This window comes from Caulobacter sp. HMWF025, assembly GCF_003060965.1.
In the GTDB taxonomy this organism is placed as follows: Bacteria; Pseudomonadota; Alphaproteobacteria; order Caulobacterales; family Caulobacteraceae; genus Caulobacter.
The window spans coordinates 1-25,550 of record NZ_QAII01000136.1; the positions used below are offsets into that span (position 1 = coordinate 1).

The following is a 25,550-nucleotide window of genomic DNA, read 5'->3' on the forward strand; positions in this document are numbered from 1 at the left end:
GCTACACGCCGCGCAATGTGGTCATCGACCTGCCGGGTACCGGCCAGGCGGCCGTGACCCTGGCCAAGCCGGCCATCACCCGCGCTGATCCCAGCTACTATTCGGGTCTGGTGACCAATGCCGTGCTCGGCGTCGGCTACTCCTCGCGCCTGAACCAGGAAATCCGCATCAAGCGCGGCCTGTCCTATGGCGCGGGCTCCAGCCTGACCCCGCAGGGGGCCTTCGGCGGCTTCTCGGCCCGGGTGCAGACCAAGAACCCGTCGGCCGCCGAGGTCATCGGTCTGGTCCGCTCGGAGTTGACCCGGCTGGCGGCCGAGCCGGCCTCCGCCACCGAGCTGACCGCCCGCAAGTCGGTGCTGGTCGGCGGCTTTGGCCGCGAGCTCGGCACCTCCAGCGGCCTGGCCGACGTGCTGGGCAACCTCGCCATCTACGGCGTGCCGCTGACCGAGATCCAGGCCTATGCGGGCAAGGTCGAAGCGGTCAGCGCCGCCGATGTCCAGGCCTTTGCCGGTAGCTATCTCGATCCGGCCAGGACCAGCGTCATCGTGGCCGGCGATGCCAAGGCGATGGGCGAGCCCCTGACCAAGGCCCTGCCGGGTGCCGCCGTGATCCCGGCGGCCAGACTGGACCTCGACAGCCCGACCCTGACGGCCAAATAGCCGCAGAATCCAGAAGCCCGGCCGCCCCGTACAGGGCGGCCGGGCGATCAGGCTGTTCAGACGACGGACGGCCCGGACATCGTCGGGCCGGAGACGGGCCTTAGCGGGTCGACTGGGCGGCCAGAAGGTCGCGGATCTCGGCCAGCAGGGCTTCCTGCGGGGGCGGGGCGGCCGGGGCCTCGGGTGCCGGCTCGGCGGCGTCGGCCCGGCGGATGCCGTTGACGGCCTTGACCAGCAGGAACACCACCACCGCCACAATCAGGAACTGGATCAGGGTGTTGACGAAGGCCCCGTACTGGATGGCCACCTTCTCGACCGCCTCGGTGGCCGGGTTTTCCGGCTTGAGCACCCATTCCAGCTTCGAGAAGTCCAGACCACCGGTCAGCAGGCCGATCGGCGGCATGATGACCTGATCCACCAGGCTCTTGACGATGCCGTTGAAGGCCGCGCCGATGATCACGCCGACGGCCAGGTCGATGACGTTGCCGCGGGCGATGAACTCGCGAAATTCCTTGACGATGCTCATGCCGGCTATCCTCAGCGGTCAGATGATCGGGGGTTGGGCCGCGAAGCCTATTCGTCGGCGTTGAGACGCGCGCGCAGTTCCTTGCCACTCTTGAAGAACGGCACGTGTTTGGCGCGGACATCGACGGTTTCGCCGGTGCGCGGATTGCGGCCCGAACGGGCCGGACGCGAGCGGACCGACAGGGCCCCGAAGCCGCGCAGCTCGACCCGGCCGCCCTCTTCGAGCGCGCCGATCATGCGCTCAAGGATCACCGTCACCACGCGCTCGACGTCTTTCTGCGTCAGGTGCGGGTTTTCATTCGCGAGCCTGGCGATGAGTTCAGACTTGATCATCGATATCCCCGGCGCCGGAGGAGGAGGGCGCGCCCGGACCTTTGCCCAATGGGGAATGAGTCTTCAAGGGGCAGGATACGATTCCGCCGATGCAATCCCGGCGCGCGTGAGAACTCGCCTGGCAAAAAAATCCACGCGTCCACCAAGTGAGGATTTTCCCCGCCGCAATGCCGGCGGAAACACGGTTAAAAATGATCACAGATCAGCCCGACGCAGCAGGAACCTGCCATAGGGATTGTGCATCACCCTATCGGCAGTCCATGACCGCCTGCCCGGACAATGGGCGCAGCTCTGCCGGACAAAGCCGCTCTCATCCAAGGACTTAGCCCAAGCGCCCAAAGAAAACGGCGGCCGGATCGCTCCGGCCGCCGCTGCCTTCAATCCCGCTGGGGGATGCGAAGACTATTCCTTCGGGGTGGCCCGCTCGCGCAGGGCGGCACCCAGGATGTCGCCCAGCGAAGCGCCGGAGTCCGACGAGCCGAACTGCTCGATGGCTTCCTTCTCTTCGGCCATTTCCAGCGACTTGATCGACATCGAAACGCGGCGGGCCGCCTTGTCGATGTTGGTGATCTGAGCGTCGACGCGGTCACCCACGGCGAAGCGCTCGGGGCGCTGTTCCTGGCGATCGCGCGACAGGTCCGACTTGCGGATGAACGAGGTCATCAGGGCGTCGTCTTCGCCGAAGCGAACTTCGATGCCGCCGGTGGTGACTTCGGTCACGGTCACGGTGACGGTCTGACCCTTGCGATAGGTGTCGCCCGACATCGGATCGCCGCCCAGCTGCTTGATGCCCAGCGAGATGCGTTCCTTCTCGACGTCGACGTCGAGAACCTTGGCCTTGACGACATCGCCCTTCTTGTAGCGGGCCATGGCTTCTTCGCCCGACGCGGTCCAGTCGATGTCCGACAGGTGCACCATGCCGTCGATGTCGTTGTCGAGGCCGATGAACAGACCGAACTCGGTCGCGTTCTTGACTTCGCCTTCGACGGTCGAGCCGACCGGGTGGGTTTCGAGGAACGAATCCCACGGGTTGGCCAGGGCCTGCTTCAGGCCCAGCGACACGCGGCGCTTGGACGGATCGACGTCCAGCACGACCACGTCGACTTCCTGCGAGGTCGAGACGATCTTGCCGGGGTGGACGTTCTTCTTGGTCCAGGACATTTCCGAGACGTGGACCAGGCCTTCAACGCCGGCTTCCAGCTCAACAAACGCGCCGTAGTCGGTGATGTTGGTGATGCGGCCCGTGAACTTGGCGCCGACCGGGTACTTCGCTTCCACGCCGTCCCACGGATCCGACTGCAGCTGCTTCATGCCGAGGCTGATGCGCTGGGTGTCCGGGTTGATCTTGACGATCTGAACCTTGACGGTGTCGCCGACCGCCAGGACCTGCGACGGGTGGTTGACGCGCTTCCAGCTCATGTCGGTGACGTGCAGGAGGCCGTCGATGCCGCCCAGGTCAACGAACGCACCGTAGTCGGTGATGTTCTTGACGACGCCTTCGCGGATTTCACCCTCTTGCAGCTGCGACACCAGTTCGGTGCGCTGCTCGGCGCGGGCTTCTTCCAGGATGGCGCGACGCGAGACGACGATGTTGCCGCGCGGGCGGTCCATCTTGAGGATGGCGAAGGGCTGTTCCTTGCCCATGAGCGGGCCGACGTCGCGCACCGGGCGGATGTCGACCTGCGAGCCCGGCAGGAAGGCCGAGGCGCCGCCCAGATCGACGGTGAAGCCGCCCTTGACGCGGCCGACGATGGCACCGAGCACCGGAACGTTCTGGGCGTAAACGCCTTCCAGACGGGTCCAGGCTTCTTCGCGCTTGGCCTTTTCGCGGCTGATGACCGCTTCGCCCATGGCGTTTTCCAGGCGCTCGAGGAAGACCTCGACGGTGTCGCCCAGCTTCACGGTCGCCTTGCCGGCTTCGTCGACGCCGAATTCCTTCAGCTGGACGCGGCCTTCGGTCTTCAGACCGACGTCGATGATCGCGAAGTCCTTCTCGATCCCGACAACGATGCCCTTGACCACGGTGCCTTCCGCGAAGTCGCGGCCGCCCATGGAGTCGTTCAGCAGCGCTTCGAAATCGTCGCGCGTCGGGTTGAAGCTCATATCGTCAGCCATGCTGATGTTTAGTCTCGTGTTGAGGGAAGCCCCATGGATGAAAGCCGCCGGTTGACGGTTCTGGGGATTCCGGGTTGGGTGATTTTTGATGCGGATCCGGCGCTTCCTAAGCGGCGGCAAGGCGGGCGGTGGATTAGCCCGGGAGGTCTCCCGACCGGGCGCGCGCCGTCTCGACAATGCGGCGGGCCGCATCGAAGGCCTGCTCTATAGTCATTTCCGACGTGTCGAGCAAGACGGCGTCGTCGGCCTGGGTCATGGGCGCGCTGGCCCGCCCACCGTCGCGTTCGTCGCGCTTGCGGATGTCGGCCAGGATCTCGTCGAAGGTGACGCTTTCGCCCTGACCCAGCAGCTGTTTCCATCGCCGCTCGGCGCGAACCTCAGGGCGGGCGGTGACGAACAGCTTGGCCGGAGCCTCGGGCGCGATCACCGTGCCGATGTCGCGGCCGTCGATCACGCTGCCGGGCTCGCGCAGGGCAAAACTGCGCTGCAGCTCAAACAGGGCCGAGCGGACGCCGGGATGCACCGCCACGCGGCTGGCGGCTTCGCCCGCCTGGCGGGTCCGCACCTCGGCCCGCTCCAGTTCGTCAAGGGCCAGGCCCCGGGCTGAGGCCTCGGCCGCGGCGGCGTCGTCCAGATCACCGCCCACGTCCAGCAGGCGCACACCCACCGCCCGGTAGAGCAGGCCGGTGTCGAGCATCGGATAGCCGTAGAGCCCGGCCAGCCGGCTGGCGACCGTGCCCTTGCCCGAGGCGGCAGGACCATCGACGGCGATGATGAAGGCCATGCTCAGGCTGCCGAAAGATCGGCGCCCAGGCCGCGCATCAGATCGGCAAAGCCCGGGAAGCTGGTGGCGATCATGCCCGGCTCGTCCACGGCCACGCCCTGCTGCGCAGCCATGCCGAGGATCAGGTGGCTCATGGCGATGCGGTGATCGCCGTGGGTGGTCACCGTTCCGCCGCCGCGCGGGGGCTGGCCCGTTCCGGTGACGATGAAGCCCTCGGGCTCCTCGACCACCTGCACCCCGCAGGCGATCAGGCCGTTGGCGGTCAGGCTGATGCGGTCGCTTTCCTTGACCCGCATCTCGCCTACGCCGCGCATCACCGTTTCGCCTTCGGCAAAGGCCGCCGCGATGGCCAGGATCGGATACTCATCGATCATCGAGGGCGCACGTTCCGGCGGCACCACAACGCCCTTCAGGGCCGAATGGCGGGCGGTGATGTCCCCGACTTCCTCGCCGCTGGCCATGCGCACGTTCGAGATCACCAGATCCGCGCCCATCTCCTGCAGGGTCGTGAAGAGACCCGTGCGCAGTTCGTTGAGCATCACGCCCTCGACCGTGACCTCCGAGCCCGGCACGATCAGGCCGGCCACGAGCGGGAAGGCCGCCGACGACGGATCACCCGGCACCGCCACATGGGTTCCGCTCAGCTTCTGGCCTTCGGGCAGGCGGATATGGCGGACGCCGTCCTTGTCCTCGACGATCACCTCGGCCCCGAAGCCGCGCAGCATGCGCTCGGTGTGGTCGCGGGTGGCTTCCGGCTCGATCACCTCGACGCCGCCCTCGGCGTGCAGGCCGGCCAGCAGAACCGCCGACTTCACCTGGGCCGAGGCCATCGGCAGGCGATAGCTCATGCCGCGCAGATTGCCGCCCTTCAGGGTCAGCGGCAGGCGGCCCTTGTCGCGGCCCAGCCAGGTGGTGCCCATGCGGGCCAGGGGATCCAGCACCCGGCCCATCGGCCGGCCCCGCAGCGAAGAGTCGCCCGTAAAGGTGGCGCAGAGGGCAAAACCGGCCGCCGCGCCCATGATCAGGCGAACCCCGGTGCCGGCATTGCCGCAGTCGATCACGTCGGTCGGCTCGGAGAAGCCGCCCTGACCCTCAATCCGCCAGCGGCCGACACCTTCGCGCTCGATGCGGGCCCCGAAGGCCTGCATGGCCCGCGCGGTGGCCAGAACATCGTCGCCCTCGAGCAGACCCTCGACTGTCGTCGTGCCGGTCGCCAGGGCCCCCAGGATCATCGAACGATGGGAAATCGACTTGTCGCCCGGGGCCCTGACGGTCCCGCGAAGGGCGCCGCCGGGCCCGCTTTTCAGTCCAGCCGCCGTCATGCCGTAACCGGCTCCCTAGTCATGGTGGGGTTCGCGAAGGGGATTGCTTTTGACAGCGGCCCTTGGCCATGGCAAGTGACCGGCCGCTTTTCCCATCTGGATCGAAGGGTCGCCTCTTGGCCAATCCCGAACTGGGTGCAAAACAAATTTGCCCCAACTGCCAATCGAAATTCTATGACCTGGGCCGTCGCCCGGCGCTTTGCCCCAAGTGCGGCGAGTCGTTCGACCCGGAAGAGGCGCTCAAGTCGCGTCGCGTCCGTGCCCGCGCCGTGACGCCGGACTATGACGCCGAGGACGAAAAGCCCGTCAACGCGGCCAAGGAAGAGCCGGACGGCTTTGAGGACGAGGTCGATGAGACCCCGGAAATCGACAAGGTCGAGCCCGACGTCTTGGAAACCGACGACGAAGACGCCGATCCGGGCGCGCCGACCCCTGCGGGCGGTGATGACCTGGGTGTCGATTTCGCCGAGGACGAAGACCTGGCCGAAGACGAAGCCGATGACGTGCCCTTCCTCGAAGACGAGGATGAAGACGTTCTCGACGACGAGATCGAAGGCCTCCCGGGCGCTGACGACGACGACCGCTAGACCTTCGAACACCGTTCGAAAAAATCTTCGAAAAAAGTTCGCCGGGAGGGTTGATCCAAAAATCCTCCCGGCATAGACATCGCGCCTCGCCGGAGCCGACCTGTTCGGGGACAGCGAGAAACACCAAGGTTCTCTTGGGAAACCAAGGACCTGGGGCTTTAGCTCAGCTGGTAGAGCGCTTGCATGGCATGCAAGAGGTCAGCGGTTCGACTCCGCTAAGCTCCACCAAAACGGCCGCTTCCCTAAAGGGAGCGGCCGTTTCCATTTTCAGCCTTCTGAACATTCAGCCGCACCTGCAGCGGCCGGCACGGCAAAACGCCCGGCCTTTCGGGCCGGGCGTCTGTCGTCCTGTCGGATCCTGAGCTGAGCCCGGCAGCGCCCTCAGGTGCGGACGCGCTGCAGTTCCTGGATCGCCGCCACGATGTGATAGAGCGAGCTGGCCGGCGCGGGCTCCTCGATGAAAGCCCCCTCCGGCGTCAGCTTGTCGCGCCACAGGCCCGGGGTCGGGGTGTCGAGATAGGCCAGCAGCGCGACCGCTGCCGAACGGGCGTCGGTTCGGAAATCGTCACGATCCTCCGGCGCGACCGTATCGGCCAGGATCAGGGCGGCCTTCAGCCACTCGGTCTGCGGCCACAAACGCGCCTGACGGCTCTGGGTCGTGAAATCATCGAACTGGGCATCGAGGGCCACGCCCCGCGAGAGATCCACGCCCCGGCGCCCTGCGGCATAGAGCCGCCGCGCCGCAGCCAGACCGGCGGCATGGTCGCGCGCCAGGCTCCAGCGGGTAAGAAGCCAGGCCCACTCGAACTGATGCCCCGGCTCGATGCGCCGGCCGGCGTCACCGGCAGCCGGAGCCCACTGGGCGTCAAAGACCTCGCGGATCGCCCCGCTGCCGGCATCGATCATCCGGGTCAGGGCCAGCTCGGCAATGCCGTCGGCGATCCCTGGCCAGCGGGGGCTGGACCCCACCTCGCCCCAGGCCAGGGCGGCTTCGAACAGGTGCATCAGCGGATTGGACAGATAGGCATCCTCGCCGGTCTCGACAAAACCGCCCGCCGGGCTGCGACGGGTTTCGATCCGGTCCAGCAGGGCCAGGGCTTCGGTCTCGAGCTCGGCGCCGCCACCGCCCGCGCCCCGCACAGCCGCCGTACCCAGCAGGAAGAAGGCCTGGTCATAGAGATAGGCCGTATCGTCCAGAACGGCCCCGTCAGCCCCCACCAGGGTGCGGAACTGGCCATCCGGGCGCTGGTAGCGGCTGCGGGCTGCCTCGAGCCCGTGGAGGGCGGCCTGACGCCAGGGTCCGGCCCAGCCCAGCCGTCCGGCGGTGGCAAAGGCATAGGCCTGACGGCCGTTCAGCCGGCCCCGGCGCGGGATCGCCATCGGTGCTCCGCCCAGGCCGACCGCCTCGACAAAACCGCCGCCCTGGTGATCGGCACCCAGGCTCCACCAGACCGGCAGGGCCCGCGTCATCAGCCAGGCGGTCAGCCGATCGGCGAGGCCGCTCAGGGTCCCGGGTCCGACGGTGTCGACGGCCGCGTGCCGCAGGGCCTTCATCTGGTCGACGGCCCCCTTGACGTCCTGGGCCGACGACAGGCCGCAGACCAGGATGGCGTCGTTCTCAACGACCACCGCCAGGTCCGACACGCCGATCAGGGCGACCAGCTGGGTGGAGCCGGTCTTGCGGACCAGGCAGTTGCTGGCGCCCTGCAGGATCACGTCCTCACAGACCGCATTGCCGGCCGCGTCGCCGGAAGAGCCGGCGGCGGCGGCCTGGATGGCATCCCAGGCCCCGAGGTCCGACCATTCGAAATCGACCGGAAGGACAGCGGCCCGGGTGGTCTTTTCCATCACCGCATAGTCGATGGAGATCTTCGTGGCCCCCGTGAAGCCGGGCCCCAGCAGGAGGCCGCCAGCCTTGGGTCCGGCCTCGGCAACCGCGATGCGGGCCGCGTCCGACACGGCCGGGGCAAAGGCATCGAGTTCGGTCAGAAGGGTTTGGGCGGCGACGACGAAATTGCCGCTGTTCCACAGATAGCCGGCCTCGACATAGGTCCTGGCAAGCGCTTCGCCCGGCTTTTCGACAAAGGCCGCGACCGGCTTGACGGCCGCCGCGCCATCGGCCGGCTGGATATAGCCATAGGCGCTGGACGGGGCGCTGGGCCGTACGCCGAGGGTGACGATCAGACCGTCATCCGCAGCCGACCGCGCCGCAAGATTTACGGCCGCCCGGAACGCCCCGGCGTCCGGGACATGGTGGTCCGACGCGCAGACCACCATCACGCCCGCCGGGTCCTGGGCCGCAACCCAGGCGGCCGCAGCGGCCATGGCCGGCGCGGAATCGCGGGCTTCAGGCTCCAGCAGCAGGGTCGCCTCGACCCCCAGGGCCGCCAGCTGTTCCTGGATGGCGGCGGCATGGATTCGGCCGGCGACGATCACCGGGGCCGCCGCGTTTTCGACGCCGGCGAGGCGCAGGACAGTCTGCTGGAAGCTGGACAGAGGGCCGAGCAGGGGAATGAACTGCTTGGGCCGGGAAGGCCGGGAGGCCGGCCACAGACGCGTGCCGGAGCCGCCGCACATGATAACCGGATAGGTGGCCAAGCTGATCCCTCGCAAACCCGTGGTTTTCGGCATAACGCAACCTCAGAGAGGCGGTCGAGGCCGTTCTACCGTCCAGCCGTGAACATTGTGTTCTAAACCGGCACTGATCGCAGACCGGGCAGGCGGTGAGTGCGCCGCAAGCCTCATGGCCGGGCCTTGAACCCGGCTCCCCCAATCGCCACCTTGATTGAACGTTGCTCTGCCGGATGCCGTTCCGGGTCCGGTCGGGCGAACGAAGTCGCTTTTGCGTAGGACTTCGCGATGACCCGAACCATCCTGTTCGACAGCCCCTTCCTGTTGGGCTTCGAGCATACCCGAGACCTGATCGAGCGCGCCGCCAAGGCCGCGGCCGAGAGCTATCCGCCCTACAATGTCGAGCAGGATGACGAGGGCGGTGTGCGCATCACCCTGGCTGTCGCGGGCTTCTCGCCCGAACAGCTGCACGTCACCGTCGAGGGCGGCCAGCTGATCGTGGCCGGCAAGCGCGAACCCGAGGCGCGAACTGAGGCTGATCGGGCCTTCCTGCATCGCGGCATCGCCGCACGGGGCTTTGTCCGGACCTTCGTCCTGGCAGAAGGGATCGAGGTCAGCACCGCGACCCTCGAGCACGGCCTGCTGCATATCGACCTGGCCCGGCCCCGCCCGGAGCGCCTGGTGAAGCGCATTCCGATCCGCTCCATAGCCTGACACCAGGCCCCCATTTCGCGTCCAGATCTGCCCGGCGATCACAGATCCGCCGAACCGCTCCGTCTGCGGCGCGTTTCCCCGTACAACAGGAGGTGGTCATCATGACACCGAACCCGCACACCCCGGTCTTCACGTCCGAGGCCTTCGCCGCCCTGGGCGGCCCGGACCTTGTCTATGTTCGCCCGATCAGGGCCTCGGAGATCCTCGCCGACGCCCCCGAAGGGATCCATGACACCGACCTACGACCCGACCAGACCCTCTATGCGGTGTGTCGGGCTGACGGTGCCCGGCTGGCGGTCCTGATCGACCGCGACACGGCCATCGCCGCTGCGATCGCCCACGAGCTGGCCCCGGTTTCGGTGCACTGATCGAGACTCGGACGACCCTCAGGCGGCCGAGCTGGTCGCCTCGTGGGTCAGGAGCACATTGACCGCATCGGCCGAACGCGCCTTGCGCAGCTGCTCGCGCAGCTCGGGCTGGCGCATCAGCCGCGACACCCGGGCCAGGGCCCGCAGGTGCTGAACACTGGCGTCAGTCGGTGCCAGGAGGGCGACCACCAGGTCGACCGGCTTGTCATCGACTGACCCAAAGGCCACCGGCGTTTCCAGACGCACAAAGATGGCGCGGACCCGATCGACGCCCAGGACCCGCGCGTGGGGAATGGCGACGCCGTGGCCGACTCCGGTAGAGCCGGCCGCTTCACGCTCAAGCAGGCCCTCAAGGACGGCATCGGCGTCGACGCCCAGAACCCGGGCGGCGACGTCGGCGACGACTCCAAGAACCTGACGCTTGCCCGGCGCACTGACGCGAAGCGTCACCGCAGCGGGGTCCAGAAGATCGGCGATGGTCATGGACTTCAACGCTCGCTCGCTATCGGCCGCCGCAACACCGTCGCTGCAGGTCGTCCGCAACGTCCGGGATCATGACACGATCCGGTTAGCGCGCGGTTGACCCGTTCCCGTTCAGCGACTTCGTGCGTTCGGGGTCTATCCAGCCGATATTTCCGTCTGGTCGCCGATACACCACGGACAATCCGTCATGGGCGGCGTTCCTAAACACGATTGCCTGGGACTCGGTCAAGTCCAGTTCCATGACCGCCATGGAAACGGTCATTATCTTCAACGAAGCTTCACCTTCGGCGATGACCATGGCCGACGGCGCGCCGGCAGGATGGTCGTCTTCGATGGCCCAGTCATCGTCCTCATGTTCGTCGATCTCCGGGGCCCGGAGGACGTACATGGCCGCGTTCTCGGCCTGTTTGGCGCTGGCGGCGATGGAGTGACTTTTAAGTCGTCGTTTGTACCGCCGGATCCTCGTCTCGATCTTGGCCAGGGCCGCGTCGAACGCCGCATGGGCGTCCTGTCCCGATCCATGGCTGATCAGTTGCTGACCCGAAGCCAGCTTTACCGAGCAGTCGGCACGGAAGGCGTGGCCCTCCTTGCTGATGACCACGTCGGCATTGCCGCCGCGGTCAAAATACTTGCCGATGCTCAGGGTGATTTCGTCGGAGACTCGCGCTCGCAGAGCCTCGCCAACGTCGACATGCTTGCCGGAGATTTGGACTTGCATGTCCTAACAACGCGCCCGTCCGAGGCCGGTGTCAAGCGCCTCAATAAGCTCAAAAAAGTGTTGAAAAAAACGAGACCAGCCGGCCCACGGCGGCCGTGACGACGCCTGCGCTGAGGAAGAGCAGGCCGACGCTGAGGGCGGCCATCATATAGCCCAGCAGGGCCAGAAGACCATCCCTCTGCAGCAGGGCCAGGGACAGGATCGCCACGGTCGCGCCCGGCGCGAAATTGCCCAGCGGAATTGGCAGGACCAGCACCATGGCCAGCAGGGTACAGACCACGCCGATCATCCGCTCGCCCAGGGGCGTAAACAGCCAGGTCAGGCGGGGACGGGTAACCAGTTCCATCCGCTTGACGATGGGGGTGAGCTTGCGGAACAGGCCCCGCAGGTCGTCCCGCTTCAGCGGCCGGTCAATCATCCGGCGCGGCAGCCACGGCGCATCGGCCCCCCAGGCGATCTGCGGGGCCAGCAGCAGGATCGGCAGGCTCAGGAGGGTGGACGAGCCCGGCGGCAGGGGCAGGGTATTGAGCGCCCCGAACAGGAACAGCATGGCCCCGAAAGCGCGGCTGTCGAACGACTCAAGCATCTGGCCGACGGTCAGGCTGGGACGTGTGTCCTCGCCGAACTCCGCAATCACATCGGACAGGCTTCTGATCGTCATGCACGCTCCTTGAGACCGACCCTATAACGCCTCGAAGTGCTGAAGGGGCGTTAAGACCGTGTCAGGGTGCGCAATGGGTCTCAGCAGGCTTCCTTGATCAGCCGGCGGCGCTCGACCGATGACGGGATCCGCATGGCCTCGCGGTACTTGGCCACCGTGCGCCGGGCGATGTCGACGCCGGCGGCCTTCAGGATCTCGACGATCGCATCGTCGGAATGGACGTCGGCGCCGGTGCGCTCGGCCTCGACCAGACCCTTGATCTTGTGGCGGACACTGGCCGCCGAGTGCGCTTCTCCGCCCTCGGACGACTGGATGGCCGAAGTGAAGAAGAACTTCAGCTCGAAAACGCCGCGCGGGGTGGCGACATACTTGTTGGAGGTCACCCGGCTGACGGTGCTCTCGTGCATGCCGATGGCATCGGCGACCGTCTTCAGGTTCAGCGGCCTCAGGTGCTCGACCCCGTAGGCCAGAAAGCCGTCCTGCTGCCGGACGATCTCGCTGGAGACCTTCAGGATGGTCTTGGCGCGCTGGTCGAGGCTTTTGACCAGCCAGTTGGCCGAGGCCAGGCACTCGGAGACAAAGGTCTTTTCCTGGTCGCCGCGGGCACCGCCGGACACCCGGGCGTGATAGCGCTGGTCGACCAGCACCCGGGGGAGGGTGTCGGTATTCAGTTCGACATGCCACATGCCGCCCAGGCCCTCGCGGACATGGACGTCGGGCACGAGGGTTTCGGCAGGCTCGCTGTGGAAGGCCGCGCCGGGCCGGGGCGTCAGGCCCCGGATCTCGGCGACCATCTCGCGCAGGTCTTCCTCGTCGACACCGCAGATGCGACGCAGGCCGGCCATGTCACGACGGGCCAGCAGGTCCAGATTGGCCAGCAGCGCGGCCATGGCCGGATCGTAGCGGTTCTGGTCCTTCAGCTGCAGGGCCAGGCACTCGGCCACGTCGCGGGCCGCAACGCCGGTGGGCTCAAAGCCCTGCACCACGCCCAGGACGCGCTCGACCAGGGCGAGGTCGCAGCCGAGCCGTTCGGCGGTCTCGGCCAGATCCAGCCGCAGATAGCCGCCGGCATCGACGCCGTCGATCAGGACGCTGGCAATCAGTTGCTCGGACGCCGACAGCCCGGCCTGGGCCAGCTGACGGGTCAGATGTTCCGCCAGGGTCGGCACGGCGGTGAGGGAACTCTCATAGCCCTCGTCGCCCTCGAAGGAGCCCCCGCCGCCGGCCCGCGACCAGTCGATCTGTCCGCCGGCCTGCTCGGCGGCTTCGCCGTCTCCCGAGGCACGTTCGCCGGGCGAGACGTCATCGGGCGTGGCGTCCATCTCGCGGCTGGCCGAGGAGTCATCGACCGCATCGACCGCCAGGTCGCTGGCCACAGGTTCGCGTTCGCCCTCGGACACAGCCTCGCTCTCGCCCTCGTCGCGTTGCAGAAGCGGGTTGCGCTCCAGCTCGGCCTCGACAAAGGCGTCCAGCTCGATGTTGGACAGTTGCAGCAGCTTGATCGCCTGCTGCAGCTGCGGGGTGATGACGAGGCCCTGGCCCTGCCGGAGCTCTAGTCTGTGGCTGAGCGCCAATGCGCCCTCCTGGCAAATCGAACAAAGTTTCGATCGCCATAGAACGGGGTGTCTGGTTAACGGCTCGCCAACGCCTGCAATAAACGGGCCGGTGCGACTTTCCGCCCACAGCCCACCCCTGAAAAAGAACGGCCGCCTGTTCGGCGGCCGGTCCAAAGTCTTGAATTAAAAGGCTTTCAGGTTCAGGTCCGCTCGACGAAATAATCGCCCAGATAGACGCGGCGCACCTCGGGATCGTCGATGATCTCCTGCGGCGAGCCTTCGAACAGCACCTCGCCCGCGTGAATGATCGACGCCCGGTCGATGATGTCCAGGGTTTCGCGGACATTGTGGTCGGTGATCAGGATGCCGATCCCGCGCTTTTTCAGATAGCCGACGACCTCGCGGATGTCGGCGATGGCCAGGGGGTCGATACCGGCGAAAGGCTCGTCCAGCAGCATGAACGACGGCTCGCTGGCCAGGGCGCGGGCGATTTCCACCCGTCGCCGCTCACCGCCCGACAGGGCCACGGCCGGCGACTTGCGGATATGGGTGATGTGCAGCTCTTCGAGGATGTTGGTCACCGCCTCATTGGCCTTGCGCTGGTTCTTCTCGCGCATCTCGACCACGGCCATGACGTTCTGCTCGACCGTCATGCCCCGGAAGATCGAGGCTTCCTGGGGCAGATAACCGACCCCGAGCCTCGCCCGCTGGAACATCGGCTGGGCCGTAATGTCCTCGCCGTCCAGATAGATCGAGCCGTAGTCGGCGGCGATCAGGCCCGTGATCATGTAGAAACAGGTGGTCTTGCCGGCACCGTTCGGGCCCAGCAGGCCCGCGACTTCGCCGCGCTTGAGGCGCAGGGAGACGCTCTTGACGACCGGGCGGTCGCCGAACGACTTGCCGATCGAGTCGACGATCAGACCCTCGGAGTCCGGGGCGGCGTAGGTGCCGAGCGGCGTCATTTTCATCGGGCTGGCCTAGCGCTTGGGTTCGGCGGTCTTCTTGGAATCGTCGGGATAGATCACCGACCGCACCCGGCCCGGCTTGCCCCGGCCCTTGACGTTGGACTCCAGCTTGATGTCGTTGGTCTTGGTCTGGACCGTCATCCTGTCACCGCGCGCCACGTCCTGGCCACGCACCACGATGACATCGCCGGTGATGACGATGGTGTCGCTGGCATAGTTGTAGACCGCATGGTCGCCGCGCACGGTCTGGTCGGCCGTGACGTAGAACACGTCGCCGTCGGCCTCCAGGCGCTCGGCGTCGCCGCAGGAACCGCTGCCGGTGCCGCCCTTGCGCTTGTTATAGACATTGATGACCGCAGCCCGCAGGCGCGCCTTGTCCTGCAGCACCTCGACATTGCCGCGGAAGATCTGCTTGCACTGGCTGTTGATGACTTCCTGCTCGTCCGCAGACACGTCCACGGGCGCGCTGGAGTCGTTGGCGATCTGGGCATGGGCCGCCCCGCTCACCAGGATCAGTGCGGTCACCGCCGCCGCCATCCAACGCTGCATCAAGTCGAAGTCCTCATCTGTCGCCTCAGCGACCCTGGCCGGGGGTACTCTTACTGCCGATCAATCCGGGTGCGAACCCCACCCCTGAAAACGATCCGGTCGCCCTTGTCATATACGGAGTAGGCGTTGGATTGCACCTGCCCCTTTGGCCCTTCGCCCGTCAGGGCCGTCTCGCCGGTGATGTTACCGGTCATGGTATCGACCAGGGCCTGGTCTGAGGCGAAGCGATAGCCGCCACCGTCATCCAGGCGCACATCCCCCTTGAGCGAGAGCTTCAGGGTATCCTCGCGATAGACGCCCGTGCTGGCCGTCACCCGCGTGGGCTGCTCCTCGTCGATGCCGAGGGTCAGGGTCGGGGCCTCCAGATAGACCTTCTTCAGGTCCTTGTCGTCGCGCACCGCCGCCCGCGCCGTGATCATGAAGCTGCGGCCGTCGCTGGACTGGCCGTAGAACCGCGGAGAAATCATCCGGATCTGGGTCGGCGACTCGGCCGGGGCGCGCTTGGTCGCCTCGATCGAGCGCCAGATCACCTGGCCGGCCACGCCGAGCAGGATGACGGCCACCGCCGCCGGCAGGACAACGCGCAGCAGATGGATCAGCCGCGAGCGCCGCCGCCATTTCTGCAGGTCCCGGGCGACATGACGTCCGGTGGTGGCTGCGGCCGCGACCATCGGCGGATCCTAGCTGTGAGCGAAGATGTCGACATCCTCCCAACCGGCCAGGTCGAGGGCGGCGCGGTGGGGCAGGAAATCGAACGAGGCCTGGGCCAGGGCCATGCGGCCCTCGCGCTCGAGCATGGCGTTGAGCTTCAGGCGCAGGCCGTGCAGGTGCAGCACGTCCGAGGCAGCATAGGCCACCTGCTCGGGGCTCAGGGTCGCCGCGCCCCAGTCCGAGCTCTGCTGGACCTTGGACAGCTCGACGCCCATCAGCTCGCGGGTCACGTCCTTGAGGCCGTGGCGGTCGGTATAGGTGCGGGCCAGCTTGGAGGCGATCTTGGTGCAATAGACGGGGGCGGTCATCACCCCGAGGTGCAGCAGGAACATGGCGATATCGAAGCGGCCGAAGTGGAACAGCTTCAGCACCGCCGGATCCGTCAGCAGCCGCTTGAGATTGGGCGCGTCATAGGTCGACCGGTCGAGCTTGACCAGGTGAGCGTCGCCCTTGCCGTCCGACAGCTGGACCACGCACAGGGGATCGCGCCCGAGGCGCAGGCCCATGGTTTCGGAATCGATCGCGATCGCGTCGGCACCGGCGAACACGCCGTCGGGCAGGTCGCCCTCATGAACAAAATTGGCCAAGGTCTTCAGAGCTCTCCGGCAGCGCGATACCGCGACAGACGCCGGCCCTGCCGGCGCACCCGTCAGGGCGCGCGACACTATAGTCGGGATGAATCGACGGGATGAAATGAATTTCTATCGGAAGGAACTACCGGCTCCACCCCGCGCCTCTTTCAAGGGTTGGTAAGGGGTGGTGCCCAGGAGAGGACTCGAACCTCCACGACCTTTCAGTCACTGGCACCTGAAGCCAGCGCGTCTACCAATTCCGCCACCTGGGCCCGCAAGGCAACCGCTTGGATCGCCGCGAGGCCGGGACGTTTAGGGAAAGGTTCCGGCCCCGTCAATCGACAATTACGGACAATTTGCGCATTTCGTTGCGAAGCCCCGCGCGGTCGTCTATCCCCCGCATCATCGCAGGCGACGGGGATTGAAGATGCAAGGTCTGGTCACGGTGTTCGGCGGCTCCGGCTTCGTCGGCAGCCAGGTCGTGCGGCAGCTCGCAAAGGCGGGTCACCGCGTTCGCGTCGCCGTTCGCCAACCCAACCTCGCCTACAAGATGCGGATGCTGGGCGATGTCGGCCAGATCGAGGTCGTTCAGGCCAATGTCCGCAACGCCGCCTCGGTGGTGCGGGCCCTGGACGGGGCCGAGGCCTGCGTGAACCTGGTGGGCCTGCTCTATGAGGCCGGCCGGCAGAAGTTCCAGGCCGTACATGTCATGGGTGCCAAAACCGTCGCCGAACAGGCTGCGGCCGCCGGCGTCACCCGCTTCGTGCAGATGAGCGCCATCGGGGCCGACGCCGGCTCCGAGTCGAAATACGCCCGCACCAAGGCCGAGGGCGAAGAGGCCGTGAAGGCCGCCTTCCCCGGTGCCGTGATCGTCCGCCCGTCGGTGGTGTTCGGCCCCGAGGACGCCTTCTTCAACCGCTTCGGCCAGATGGCGGCCTATGCCCCGGCCCTCCCGCTGGTCGGTGGCGAGACCCGCCTGCAGCCGGTGTTCGTCGGCGACGTCGCCGCCGTGATCACCCGGGCCGTCTCCGATCCGGCCATGGCCGGCCTGACCTATGAACTGGGCGGTCCGGGCGTGTTCACCATGCGCCAGATCCTCGAGCTGATCCTGACCGAGACCGGCCGCGACCGGCCGCTGGTTCCCCTGCCCTGGCCCATCGCCACCCTGATCGGCCAGCTGGGCGACATCCAGAGCGGCATCCTGCCGATCGCTCCGCCGATCACCAGCGACCAGGTCGAGCTGCTGAAGAGCGACAATGTCGCCGACCACGGCCTGCCCGGCCTGGCCGAGGTCGGCATCGTCCCGACCAGCATCGAGGCGATCGTGCCGTCCTACCTCTACCGCTACCGCAAGGGCGGCCAGTACGCGCCGACCCCGGCAGGAGCGTTCTGACGCGGCGGCTTCTTTCGCCCTTTGCGGGCGATGACGCGGCGAGCCCCAAACAATCAAAGCCGCGCCCCGTCGAGTGACCGGGCGCGGCTTTTGCGTTGATCAGGTCCTGATCCGTCTCCCGCCGGAGGGAGAAGGGCTACACCCTCAGTGCGGCACGTAGATCAGGCCCAGGCCGATCACGCCGACGATGATCCGCCACCAGGCGAACGGGGTGAAGCCGCGCTTGCCGACGAAGTCGATCATGTACTTCACGACCACGAGGCCCGACAGGAACGACACCACAAAGCCGATCGCGATCGTGCCGGCATGGCTGGGATCGATGTCCTTGTAGCTCTTGAGCAGATCCAGGGCGAAGGCCCCGACCATGATCGGGATGGCCATGAAGAAGGAGAACTCGGCCGCGGCCTTGCGCTCCACGCCCAGCAGCATCGAGCCGACGATGGTCGAGCCCGAGCGCGAGACGCCCGGCAGCAGCGACAGGCACTGGAACAGGCCGATCATCAGGGCCGTCTTCAGGCTCAGGGCCATGCCGTCCAGCTCGCGCGGCGCCGGGGCCTTCTTGTCGACGACCAGCAGGATGATGCCGCCGAGGATCAGCGACACGCAGATCACCTGGGGCAGGAACGGATTTTCGAAGAAGTGCTTGATGACCCCGTGCAGGGCCAGACCGGCGACGAAGGCCGGAACACAGCCGATAATTACGCTGAGCGCAAAGCGCCGGGCTTCCGGCCGGGTCGGCAGGCCGATCACCACTGCCCACAGGCGCTGGAAATAGAGCGCCACCACCGCCAGGACCGCGCCCAGCTGGATCAGGACGATGAAGGTATCCCAGGTCGGATCCGTCAGGCCCAGGGCGATCTTGGTCAACAGCAGGTGGCCTGTCGACGAGACGGGAATGAACTCCGTCAGGCCCTCGACCAGACCCAGAATAATCGCGCTCAGCCAGTCGGCCATCGGTGCTTCTCCAAACCTGCCCTGACCTGCGCCCGACAGGGTAAAAACGTCGTTAATCCACAAAGTAGACCAATTTGAGGGCGAACCCGGCGCATCAACGGCCAGCGACGCGTCAATCCCGGAGATTATTGTCTACTAATTTTACCACCGCATTCTTCTTGCGGAAAAGAGTCCTTATGAGCCCCTCATACGCAATTTTTTCCCCATGAGCGGGGACGAGGGAAGTCGCATGGCAGAGCGCATGCTGAAATTCACCACGGTCGCGCGTGGCACGCCTGAAAAGCGGGCGGCGGACGCTCGCAGCGGCGACTTCCACGAGATCTATGCCGACTTCATCGACGCCAAGGCGACCGAGCAGGCCTCGCGTTGCTCGCAATGCGGCGTGCCGTTCTGCCAAACCCACTGCCCCCTGCACAACAACATCCCCGACTGGCTGCGGATGACCGCCGAAGGCCGCCTGGAAGAAGCCTACCAGCTGTCCCAGGCGACCAATTCCATGCCGGAGGTCTGCGGTAGAATCTGCCCGCAGGACCGGCTCTGCGAAGGCAACTGCGTCATAGAGCAGTCAGGTCACGGCACGGTGACGATCGGCTCGGTCGAACGCTACCTGACCGACAAGGCCTGGGAGATGGGCTGGGTGAAGCCGCTGGTGGCCGGCGAGGCCCGCGGCCAGTCGGTCGGCATCATCGGCGCGGGACCGGCCGGTCTGGCGGCGGCCGAGCGCCTGCGCGAACAGGGCTATGAGGTCACCGTCTATGACCGCCATGACCGGGCTGGCGGCCTGCTGATCTACGGCATTCCCGGCTTCAAGCTGGAAAAGGACGTCGTCGAGCGTCGCACGGCCCGCCTGGCCGACGGCGGCGTGGTCTTCAAGCTGGGCTTCGAGGTCGGCCGTGATGCCAGCCTGCAGGACCTGCGCGACCAGCACGACGCGGTGCTGATCGCTGTCGGCGTCTATGCGGCGCGCGACCTGACGGTCCCCGGGTCGGGCAGTCAGGGCGTCGTCCCGGCCCTCGACTATCTGATCGCCTCCAACCGCACGGGCCTGGGCGACAGCGTGCCCGACTATGAGAGCGGCGCGCTCAATGCCTCCGGCAAGGACGTGGTCGTGGTCGGCGGCGGCGATACCGCCATGGACTGTGTCCGCACCGCCATCCGCCAGGGCGCGACCTCGGTGACCTGCCTCTATCGCCGCGACAAGGCCAACATGCCGGGCTCGCTGCGCGAGGTGGCCAATGCCGAGGAAGAGGGCGTGACCTTCGAATGGCTGGCCGCACCGCGTGCCGTCATGGGCGAGGCGGGCGGCGCGACGGGCGTGCGGGCGATCCGCATGCGCCTGGGCGCACCCGACGCCTCGGGCCGCCAGAGCCCTGAAGAGATTGAAGGCGGTGATTTCGACCGCCCGGCCCAGCTGGTGGTCAAGGCCCTGGGCTTCGAGCCGGAAAACCTGCCCGAGGCCTGGTCGGCCCCGGACCTGAGGACCACCCGCTGGGGCACGGTGAAGGCCGATGTCCGTCACCAGATGACCAGCCTCGACGGCGTTTTCGCCGCCGGCGACATCGTACGCGGTGCCTCCCTGGTGGTCTGGGCGATCAAGGACGGCCGCGACGCCGCCGACGCCATGCACCGCTATCTGACGGCCAAGGCCGGCGCTTCGGCGCTGATCGCGGCGGAGTAGGCGCGATGACGACGAACCCAAAGTCGACCGTCCGGCGCTGGCTGCCCCTGGCCCTGGTGGTCGGGGCTGCGGTCCTGGCCAGCTGCGCGCGCCAGCCCGACCCCGTGGGCGGCGCGACCCCTCCGGGCTTTTTCCTCGGACTGTTTCAGGGCCTGACCGCCCCCTTCACCCTGTTTCTCGGCTGGCTTTGGGACGGGCGCATCTACGCCTTCCCGAACACCGGCTGGTTCTATGACCTTGGCTTCATGCTCGGCCTGAGCGCTTGGGGCGGCGGCGCCGCCGCCTCCCGGTAGGACTCTTCAACATGATCGACCTCTATCTGAAGAACCGCCAGGCGCTGATCGACGGTCACGCCTATGACCCGACCACCGAGCGCGACGCCTGCGGCGTCGGCCTGGTCTGCGCCATCGACGGCACGCCCCGCCGGGAAGTCGTCGAACTGGCGATCAAGGCCCTGAAGGCTCTCTGGCACCGCGGCGCGGTCGATGCCGACGGCAAGACCGGCGACGGCGCCGGCATCCTGCTGTCCGTCCCTCAGGACTTCTTCACCGACCAGGTGCGCCGCACCGGCCACGCCCTGCGGGCCGGAGCCATCGCGGTCGGCCAGATCTTCCTGCCGCGCACCGATCTGGGCGCACAAGAAGCCTGCCGCACGATCGTCGAGGCCGAGGCCCTGCGCTTTGGCTTCTACATCTATGGCTGGCGCCAGGTGCCGGTGAACACCGCCGTGATCGGCGAGAAGGCCAATGCCACCCGTCCGGAAATCGAGCAGATCATGCTGGCCGCCCCGGCCGGTCTGGAAGGCGAGGCCCTCGAGCGCGCCCTGTTCCTGTGCCGCAAGCGGATCGAAAAGCGCGTCCACGCCCAGAACCTGTCGGGCTTCTACATCTGCTCACTGTCGGCCAAGTCGCTGATCTACAAGGGCATGTTCCTGGCCGAGGCCATCGACGAGTTCTATCCCGACCTCAAGGACGAGCGCTTCGCCGCCAATGTGGCGATCTTCCACCAGCGCTATTCGACCAACACCTTCCCCGAGTGGCGCCTGGCCCAGCCCTTCCGGATGCTCGCCCACAACGGCGAGATCAACACCGTCAAGGGCAACATCAACTGGATGAAGTCCCACGAGATCAAGATGGCCGCCCAGGCCTTCGGCGAGTTCGGGGACGACGTGAAGCCGGTGATCCAGCCGGGCGGGTCCGACTCGGCCTCGCTGGACAACACCTTCGAGGTGCTGGTCCGCGCCGGCCGTGATGCGCCGATGGCCAAGGCCCTGCTGGTGCCGGAAGCCTCGGGCCCCAGCCTGAGCGACTCCCACCAGGCGCTCTACTCCTACTGCAACGCCGTGATGGAGCCCTGGGACGGCCCCGCCGCCCTGTGCGCCACCGACGGCCGCTGGGTCGTGGCCGGCAAGGACCGCTCGGGCCTGCGACCGCTGCGCGTGGCCTATACGGATGACGGCCTGGTGATCATGGGCTCGGAAGCCGGCATGTGCGGCGTCGCCGAGAGCCGCATCACCCAGAAACTGGCCATCGCACCGGGCCGGATGATCGCCATCGACCTGCTGGAAGGCCGCCTCTATGGCGAGGACGAGATCATCGACGAACTGGCCGGCCGCCACCCCTATACCGAGTGGCTCGGCAACATGGTGGATCTCGAAAAGGAGATCGCGCCCGGCCCCGAACCCCGCGCCTATGGCCGCGAGGAACTGACCCGCCGCCAGGCCGCCGCCGGCTTCAGCCTCGAAGACCTTGAAATGATCCTCGCCCCCATGGTCGAGGACGGCAAGGAAGCCGTCGGCTCGATGGGCGATGACAGCCCTCTGGCCGTACTGTCGGAGAAGTATCGGCCGCTCAGCCACTTCTTCCGCCAGAACTTCAGCCAGGTGACCAACCCGCCGATCGATCCGCTGCGGGAAACCAACGTCATGAGCCTGAAGACGAGGTTCAAGAACCTCGGCAACATCCTGGCCCAGGATGCCGCCCAGGCTGACGTCTATGTGCTGCAGAGCCCGGTCCTGACCACCGGCATGTATGTCCGGATCCGTGAGGCGCTGGGCGAGAAGAACGTCGCGGTCATCGACTGCACCATGCCGCTGCCGGCCCCAGAAGCCCGCCCGGGCGATGCCCTGCGCGCCAATCTCGACCGCATCCGGGCCGAGGCCGAAGATGCCGTCCTGCGCGGCTGCGGGGCCATCGTCCTGACCGACGAAGGCAGCCAGCAGGATCGCGTCGCGGTGCCGATGATCCTCGCCACCGGCGGCGTCCATGCCCACCTCGTGGCCAAGGGCCTGCGGTCGTACGTCTCGATCATCGTCCGCTCGGCCGAGTGTCTCGACACCCACTATTTCGCAGTGCTGGTCGGCGTGGGGGCCACAGCGGTCAACGCCTATCTGGCCCAGGAAACCTTCCAGGACCGCCTCGAGCGCGGCCTGATCGGCGACAAGACCCTTCGCGACGTGTGCCTGAACTTCAAGGGTGCCATCGAGGCGGGCCTGCTGAAGATCATCTCCAAGATGGGCATCAGCGTCATCTCGTCCTATCGCGGCGGCTACAACTTCGAGGCTGTCGGCCTGTCGCGCGCCCTGGCCGCCGAGTTCTTCCCCGGCATGCCCTCGCGGATCTCGGGCATCGGCCTGGCCGGCATCGAGAGCAAGGCCGTCGAGCTGCACCGCAAGGCCTGGGACGGCGGGGTCGTCACCCTGCCGGTCGGCGGCCTCTACAAGCTGCGCAAGTCGGGCGAGGCCCATGCCTTCGAGGCGCGGCTGATCCACACCCTGCAAAGCGCCTGCGATACCGGCGACTACGAGCTCTATCGCCGCTGGTCCAACGGCCTGCGCACCCAGAAGCCGATCCAGCTGCGCGACCTGCTGGACTGGCGCTCGGACCGCAACCCGATCTCGACCGACGACGTCGAGAGCGTCAACGAGATCCGCAAGCGCTTCGTGACGCCCGGCATGAGCCTCGGGGCGCTCGGCCCTGAAGCCCACGGCATGCTGAACATCGCCATGAACCGCATCGGGGCCAAGTCGGTCTCGGGCGAGGGCGGCGAGGACAGCGCGCGCTACAAGCCCCTGCCCAACGGCGACAACCCCAACAGCGCCATCAAGCAGGTCGCCTCGGGCCGGTTCGGCGTCACCGCCGAGTATCTGAACCAGTGCGTCGAGCTGGAGATCAAGGTCGCCCAGGGGGCCAAGCCCGGCGAAGGCGGCCAGCTGCCCGGCTTCAAGGTCACCGAGATGATCGCCCGTCTGCGTCACGCCACGCCCGGCGTCATGCTGATCAGCCCGCCGCCGCACCACGACATCTATTCGATCGAGGACCTCGCCCAACTCATCTATGACCTGAAGCAGATCAACCCGGTCGCCCGGGTGACGGTCAAGCTGGTCGCCATGACCGGCATCGGAGCCATCGCCGCCGGGGTCGCCAAGGCGAAAGCCGACGTGATCCTGGTGGCCGGCGGCGTCGGCGGCACGGGTGCCTCGCCCCAGACCTCGGTGAAATATGCCGGCGGTCCGTGGGAAATGGGCCTGTCGGAGGCCAATCAGGTCCTGACCCTGAACAACCTGCGCCACTCGGTGGTCCTGCGGGCCGACGGCGGCATGCGCACCGGCCGTGACATCGTCATCGCCGCCATGCTGGGGGCCGAGGAGTTCGGGATCGGCACCGCCTCCCTGGTGGCCATGGGCTGCATCATGGTCCGCCAGTGCCACTCCAACACCTGCCCGGTCGGGGTCTGCACCCAGGACGAGGCCCTGCGCGCCAAGTTCACCGGCACCCCGGAAAAGGTCATCAACCTGTTCAGCTTCATCGCTGAAGAGGTGCGCGAGATCCTGGCCGGCCTGGGCTTCAAGAGCCTGCAGGAAATCGTCGGCCGCACGGACCTGCTGGCCCAGGTCAGCCGCGGCGGCGAACACCTCGACGACCTCGACCTCAACCCGCTGCTGGTTCGCGCCGATCCCGGCCAGAACAAGCCCTACAACACCGTGGTCGGCCGCAACGAGGTGCCCGACACGCTGGACGCCCAGATCGTTCGCGATGCGGCGCCCCTGCTGGAGCGCGGCGAGAAGATGCAGCTGACCTATACGGTCCGCAGCACGGCCCGCACGATCGGCACCCGCACCTCCAGCCATATCGTCCGCAAGTTCGGCATGAAGGGCCTGCCCGCCGGCCACCTGACCGTCCAGCTCAAGGGCTCGGCCGGCCAGAGCCTCGGGGCCTTTGCGGTCCAGGGCCTGCGCATCGAGCTGACCGGCGAGGCCAATGACTATGTCGGCAAGGGCTTGTCGGGCGCGACCATCGTGATCAAGCCCTCGCGCCATCTGGCAGCGCCGGAGAGCAACACCCTGCTCGGCAATACCGTGCTGTTCGGGGCCACCTCGGGCCGGCTGTTCGCCGCAGGTCAGGCCGGCGAGCGCTTCGCGGTCCGCAACTCGGGCGCCACCACGGTGGTCGAGGGCTGCGGGGCCAATGGCTGCGAATACATGACCGGCGGCCAGGTGGTGATCCTCGGCCCGACCGGCGGCAACTTCGGGGCCGGCATGACCGGCGGCATGGCCTTTGTGCTCGACCAGCACAGCCGGTTCGAGGCGCGGATCAATCCCGAAAGCATCGTCGTCCAGCGCCTGGCCTCGCCCTACTGGGAGGGCGTCCTGCGCTCACTGGTCGCCGAGCACGCCCGCGAAACCGACTCGGCCTTCGCGGAGTCCTTGCTCCGCGACTGGGACCGGGTGCGCGATCTCTTCTGGCAGGTCTGCCCGAAGGAAATGATCAAGCGCCTGCCCCAGCCGCTGACCGCCGAAGAACCCGTCAACGAGCGGGCGTGAGTCTTGCCGCTTCCAGGCCCCGGATCCCGTCCAGCGTGCGGGTGAAGGGGGCCTGGGAGACGGTCACCGATCCGGCCCGGGGCCGATCCAGATCCAGGATCAGGGTCACCGCCAGGGCCACCAGCACGAACAGGGCGGTCGAGGCCACGCCGTGACGGCGACCGCCTGAGGCCAGGCTGTAGCCCAGCATCGCCGCCGCCACGAAGGCGTAGAGCGTCAGGGCCCGCAGGATGGCCGGCGGCACCCGGGCGTCCAGGGCCGCGCGACGCGACGCGGCGAGGTCGAAGAGTTCGTTTGTGGTTTCCAGCAGCGCGGGATTGATCGTCGCGGTCGGCGCGGCCCGCACCGCTGCCGTCAGCTCGGTCCAGATCCGGGCCTGCAGGGCGTCGGTCTGCCGGTCGGACTGGGCCAGCCGGGCCGGGTCCTCTCCGGCCGCGAAGAAGCCCTGCCGCAGATCGCCATAGGCCAGCACCAGCCCGCCGAGCCGGTCGCGATAGGGCGCGTCCAGGG

The 25,550-nt window shown here is 67.2% G+C and carries 24 protein-coding genes and 2 tRNA genes; 9 read left to right on the forward strand and 17 right to left on the reverse strand.

What is annotated here, in order from left to right; genetic code table 11:
- Positions 1 to 659: M16 family metallopeptidase (locus DBR10_RS14325; protein WP_146187854.1), on the forward strand; the 659-nt coding region annotated here is incomplete at its 5' end.
- Positions 660 to 759: 100 nt separating this feature from the next.
- Here the strand turns inward: DBR10_RS14325 and mscL are convergent.
- The 5 genes from mscL to aroA form a co-directional block, all read right to left on the reverse strand.
- A complete protein-coding gene (mscL, locus tag DBR10_RS14330; protein WP_108556453.1) occupies positions 760 to 1,185 on the reverse strand; it encodes a large-conductance mechanosensitive channel protein MscL in 426 nt (141 codons plus the stop codon).
- A 47-nt stretch (positions 1,186 to 1,232) separates the two neighbouring features.
- A complete protein-coding gene (locus DBR10_RS14335) occupies positions 1,233 to 1,517 on the reverse strand; it encodes an integration host factor subunit beta (RefSeq protein ID WP_108504454.1) in 285 nt (94 codons plus the stop codon).
- Positions 1,518 to 1,919: 402 nt separating this feature from the next.
- Entirely contained in the window at positions 1,920 to 3,632 is a 1,713-nt protein-coding gene (gene rpsA, locus DBR10_RS14340; RefSeq protein WP_108490177.1) for a 30S ribosomal protein S1, read from the reverse strand.
- Positions 3,633 to 3,765: 133 nt separating this feature from the next.
- Positions 3,766 to 4,416 carry a (d)CMP kinase gene (gene cmk, locus DBR10_RS14345; protein ID WP_108504453.1) on the reverse strand — a complete coding sequence of 217 codons (651 nt, stop codon included), beginning with the start codon at positions 4,414 to 4,416 and terminating at the stop codon, positions 3,766 to 3,768.
- A 2-nt stretch (positions 4,417 to 4,418) separates the two neighbouring features.
- Positions 4,419 to 5,738 (reverse strand): 3-phosphoshikimate 1-carboxyvinyltransferase, encoded by a 1,320-nt coding sequence (aroA, locus tag DBR10_RS14350; protein WP_108504452.1) that lies wholly within the window; start codon positions 5,736 to 5,738, stop codon positions 4,419 to 4,421.
- Positions 5,739 to 5,854: 116 nt separating this feature from the next.
- Here aroA and DBR10_RS14355 point away from each other — a divergent pair, with 116 nt between their 5' ends.
- Positions 5,855 to 6,325: a TIGR02300 family protein gene (locus DBR10_RS14355; protein ID WP_108490176.1), complete on the forward strand. Its 471-nt coding sequence runs from the start codon at positions 5,855 to 5,857 to the stop codon at positions 6,323 to 6,325.
- Positions 6,326 to 6,477: 152 nt separating this feature from the next.
- Positions 6,478 to 6,553: transfer RNA gene (locus DBR10_RS14360), tRNA-Ala, on the forward strand.
- Between the two features lie 153 nt (positions 6,554 to 6,706).
- Here the strand turns inward: DBR10_RS14360 and DBR10_RS14365 are convergent.
- Complete coding sequence (locus DBR10_RS14365) at positions 6,707 to 8,923, reverse strand: AGE family epimerase/isomerase (RefSeq protein WP_108504451.1); 2,217 nt, start codon at positions 8,921 to 8,923, stop codon at positions 6,707 to 6,709.
- A gap of 261 nt (positions 8,924 to 9,184) precedes the next feature.
- On the opposite strand from DBR10_RS14365, the gene DBR10_RS14370 reads away from it, so the two are divergent.
- The gene (locus DBR10_RS14370; protein ID WP_108489630.1) at positions 9,185 to 9,610 is read left to right on the forward strand and encodes an Hsp20 family protein; all 426 of its coding nucleotides are present in this window, start codon (positions 9,185 to 9,187) and stop codon (positions 9,608 to 9,610) included.
- Between the two features lie 101 nt (positions 9,611 to 9,711).
- Entirely contained in the window at positions 9,712 to 9,978 is a 267-nt protein-coding gene (locus DBR10_RS14375) for a DUF1150 family protein (RefSeq protein ID WP_108489629.1), read from the forward strand.
- An 18-nt stretch (positions 9,979 to 9,996) separates the two neighbouring features.
- On the opposite strand, the gene DBR10_RS14380 is transcribed toward DBR10_RS14375, so the two are convergent.
- From DBR10_RS14380 to DBR10_RS14420, 9 genes are all read right to left on the reverse strand, one after another.
- On the reverse strand, positions 9,997 to 10,461 hold the full coding sequence (locus DBR10_RS14380) for a PTS sugar transporter subunit IIA (protein ID WP_108504458.1): 465 nt from the start codon (positions 10,459 to 10,461) through the stop codon (positions 9,997 to 9,999).
- Between the two features lie 85 nt (positions 10,462 to 10,546).
- The gene (hpf, locus tag DBR10_RS14385) at positions 10,547 to 11,179 is read right to left on the reverse strand and encodes a ribosome hibernation-promoting factor, HPF/YfiA family (protein ID WP_108504450.1); all 633 of its coding nucleotides are present in this window, start codon (positions 11,177 to 11,179) and stop codon (positions 10,547 to 10,549) included.
- A gap of 49 nt (positions 11,180 to 11,228) precedes the next feature.
- Positions 11,229 to 11,840, reverse strand: coding sequence for an exopolysaccharide biosynthesis protein (locus DBR10_RS14390; protein ID WP_108504449.1), 612 nt, complete (start codon positions 11,838 to 11,840; stop codon positions 11,229 to 11,231).
- Positions 11,841 to 11,920: 80 nt separating this feature from the next.
- Positions 11,921 to 13,414: an RNA polymerase factor sigma-54 gene (gene rpoN / locus DBR10_RS14395; protein ID WP_108504448.1), complete on the reverse strand. Its 1,494-nt coding sequence runs from the start codon at positions 13,412 to 13,414 to the stop codon at positions 11,921 to 11,923.
- Positions 13,415 to 13,596: 182 nt separating this feature from the next.
- Positions 13,597 to 14,358, reverse strand: a complete 762-nt coding sequence (gene lptB, locus DBR10_RS14400) for an LPS export ABC transporter ATP-binding protein (protein ID WP_108504457.1) — start codon at positions 14,356 to 14,358, stop codon at positions 13,597 to 13,599.
- Positions 14,359 to 14,373: 15 nt separating this feature from the next.
- Positions 14,374 to 14,910 (reverse strand): LptA/OstA family protein, encoded by a 537-nt coding sequence (locus tag DBR10_RS14405; RefSeq protein WP_108490405.1) that lies wholly within the window; start codon positions 14,908 to 14,910, stop codon positions 14,374 to 14,376.
- 50 nt (positions 14,911 to 14,960) lie between these two features.
- Positions 14,961 to 15,581 carry an LPS export ABC transporter periplasmic protein LptC gene (gene lptC, locus DBR10_RS14410; protein WP_108504447.1) on the reverse strand — a complete coding sequence of 207 codons (621 nt, stop codon included), beginning with the start codon at positions 15,579 to 15,581 and terminating at the stop codon, positions 14,961 to 14,963.
- 9 nt (positions 15,582 to 15,590) lie between these two features.
- Entirely contained in the window at positions 15,591 to 16,208 is a 618-nt protein-coding gene (locus tag DBR10_RS14415; protein WP_108490035.1) for a ribonuclease D, read from the reverse strand.
- Between the two features lie 170 nt (positions 16,209 to 16,378).
- Positions 16,379 to 16,465, reverse strand: a tRNA-Leu gene (locus DBR10_RS14420).
- Between the two features lie 155 nt (positions 16,466 to 16,620).
- On the opposite strand from DBR10_RS14420, the gene DBR10_RS14425 reads away from it, so the two are divergent.
- On the forward strand, positions 16,621 to 17,586 hold the full coding sequence (locus DBR10_RS14425) for a complex I NDUFA9 subunit family protein (protein ID WP_108504446.1): 966 nt from the start codon (positions 16,621 to 16,623) through the stop codon (positions 17,584 to 17,586).
- Between the two features lie 144 nt (positions 17,587 to 17,730).
- Here the strand turns inward: DBR10_RS14425 and DBR10_RS14430 are convergent, their stop codons facing one another.
- Complete coding sequence (locus DBR10_RS14430; RefSeq protein ID WP_108490254.1) at positions 17,731 to 18,540, reverse strand: undecaprenyl-diphosphate phosphatase; 810 nt, start codon at positions 18,538 to 18,540, stop codon at positions 17,731 to 17,733.
- Between the two features lie 229 nt (positions 18,541 to 18,769).
- Between DBR10_RS14430 and DBR10_RS14435 the strand changes: the two genes are divergently transcribed.
- The 3 genes from DBR10_RS14435 to gltB are packed head-to-tail and all read left to right on the forward strand — an operon-like array spanning position 18,770 to position 25,040.
- Positions 18,770 to 20,218 (forward strand): NAD(P)-dependent oxidoreductase, encoded by a 1,449-nt coding sequence (locus DBR10_RS14435; protein ID WP_108504445.1) that lies wholly within the window; start codon positions 18,770 to 18,772, stop codon positions 20,216 to 20,218.
- A gap of 5 nt (positions 20,219 to 20,223) precedes the next feature.
- Positions 20,224 to 20,511 (forward strand): hypothetical protein, encoded by a 288-nt coding sequence (locus DBR10_RS14440; protein ID WP_108504444.1) that lies wholly within the window; start codon positions 20,224 to 20,226, stop codon positions 20,509 to 20,511.
- An 11-nt stretch (positions 20,512 to 20,522) separates the two neighbouring features.
- Complete coding sequence (gene gltB / locus DBR10_RS14445; RefSeq protein WP_108504443.1) at positions 20,523 to 25,040, forward strand: glutamate synthase large subunit; 4,518 nt, start codon at positions 20,523 to 20,525, stop codon at positions 25,038 to 25,040.
- On the opposite strand, the gene DBR10_RS14450 is transcribed toward gltB, so the two are convergent.
- On the reverse strand, positions 25,024 to 25,550 hold a 527-nt coding region (locus DBR10_RS14450), incomplete at its 5' end, for a bestrophin-like domain (protein ID WP_199225344.1). The two genes, gltB and DBR10_RS14450, sit on opposite strands and share 17 nt — an antisense overlap.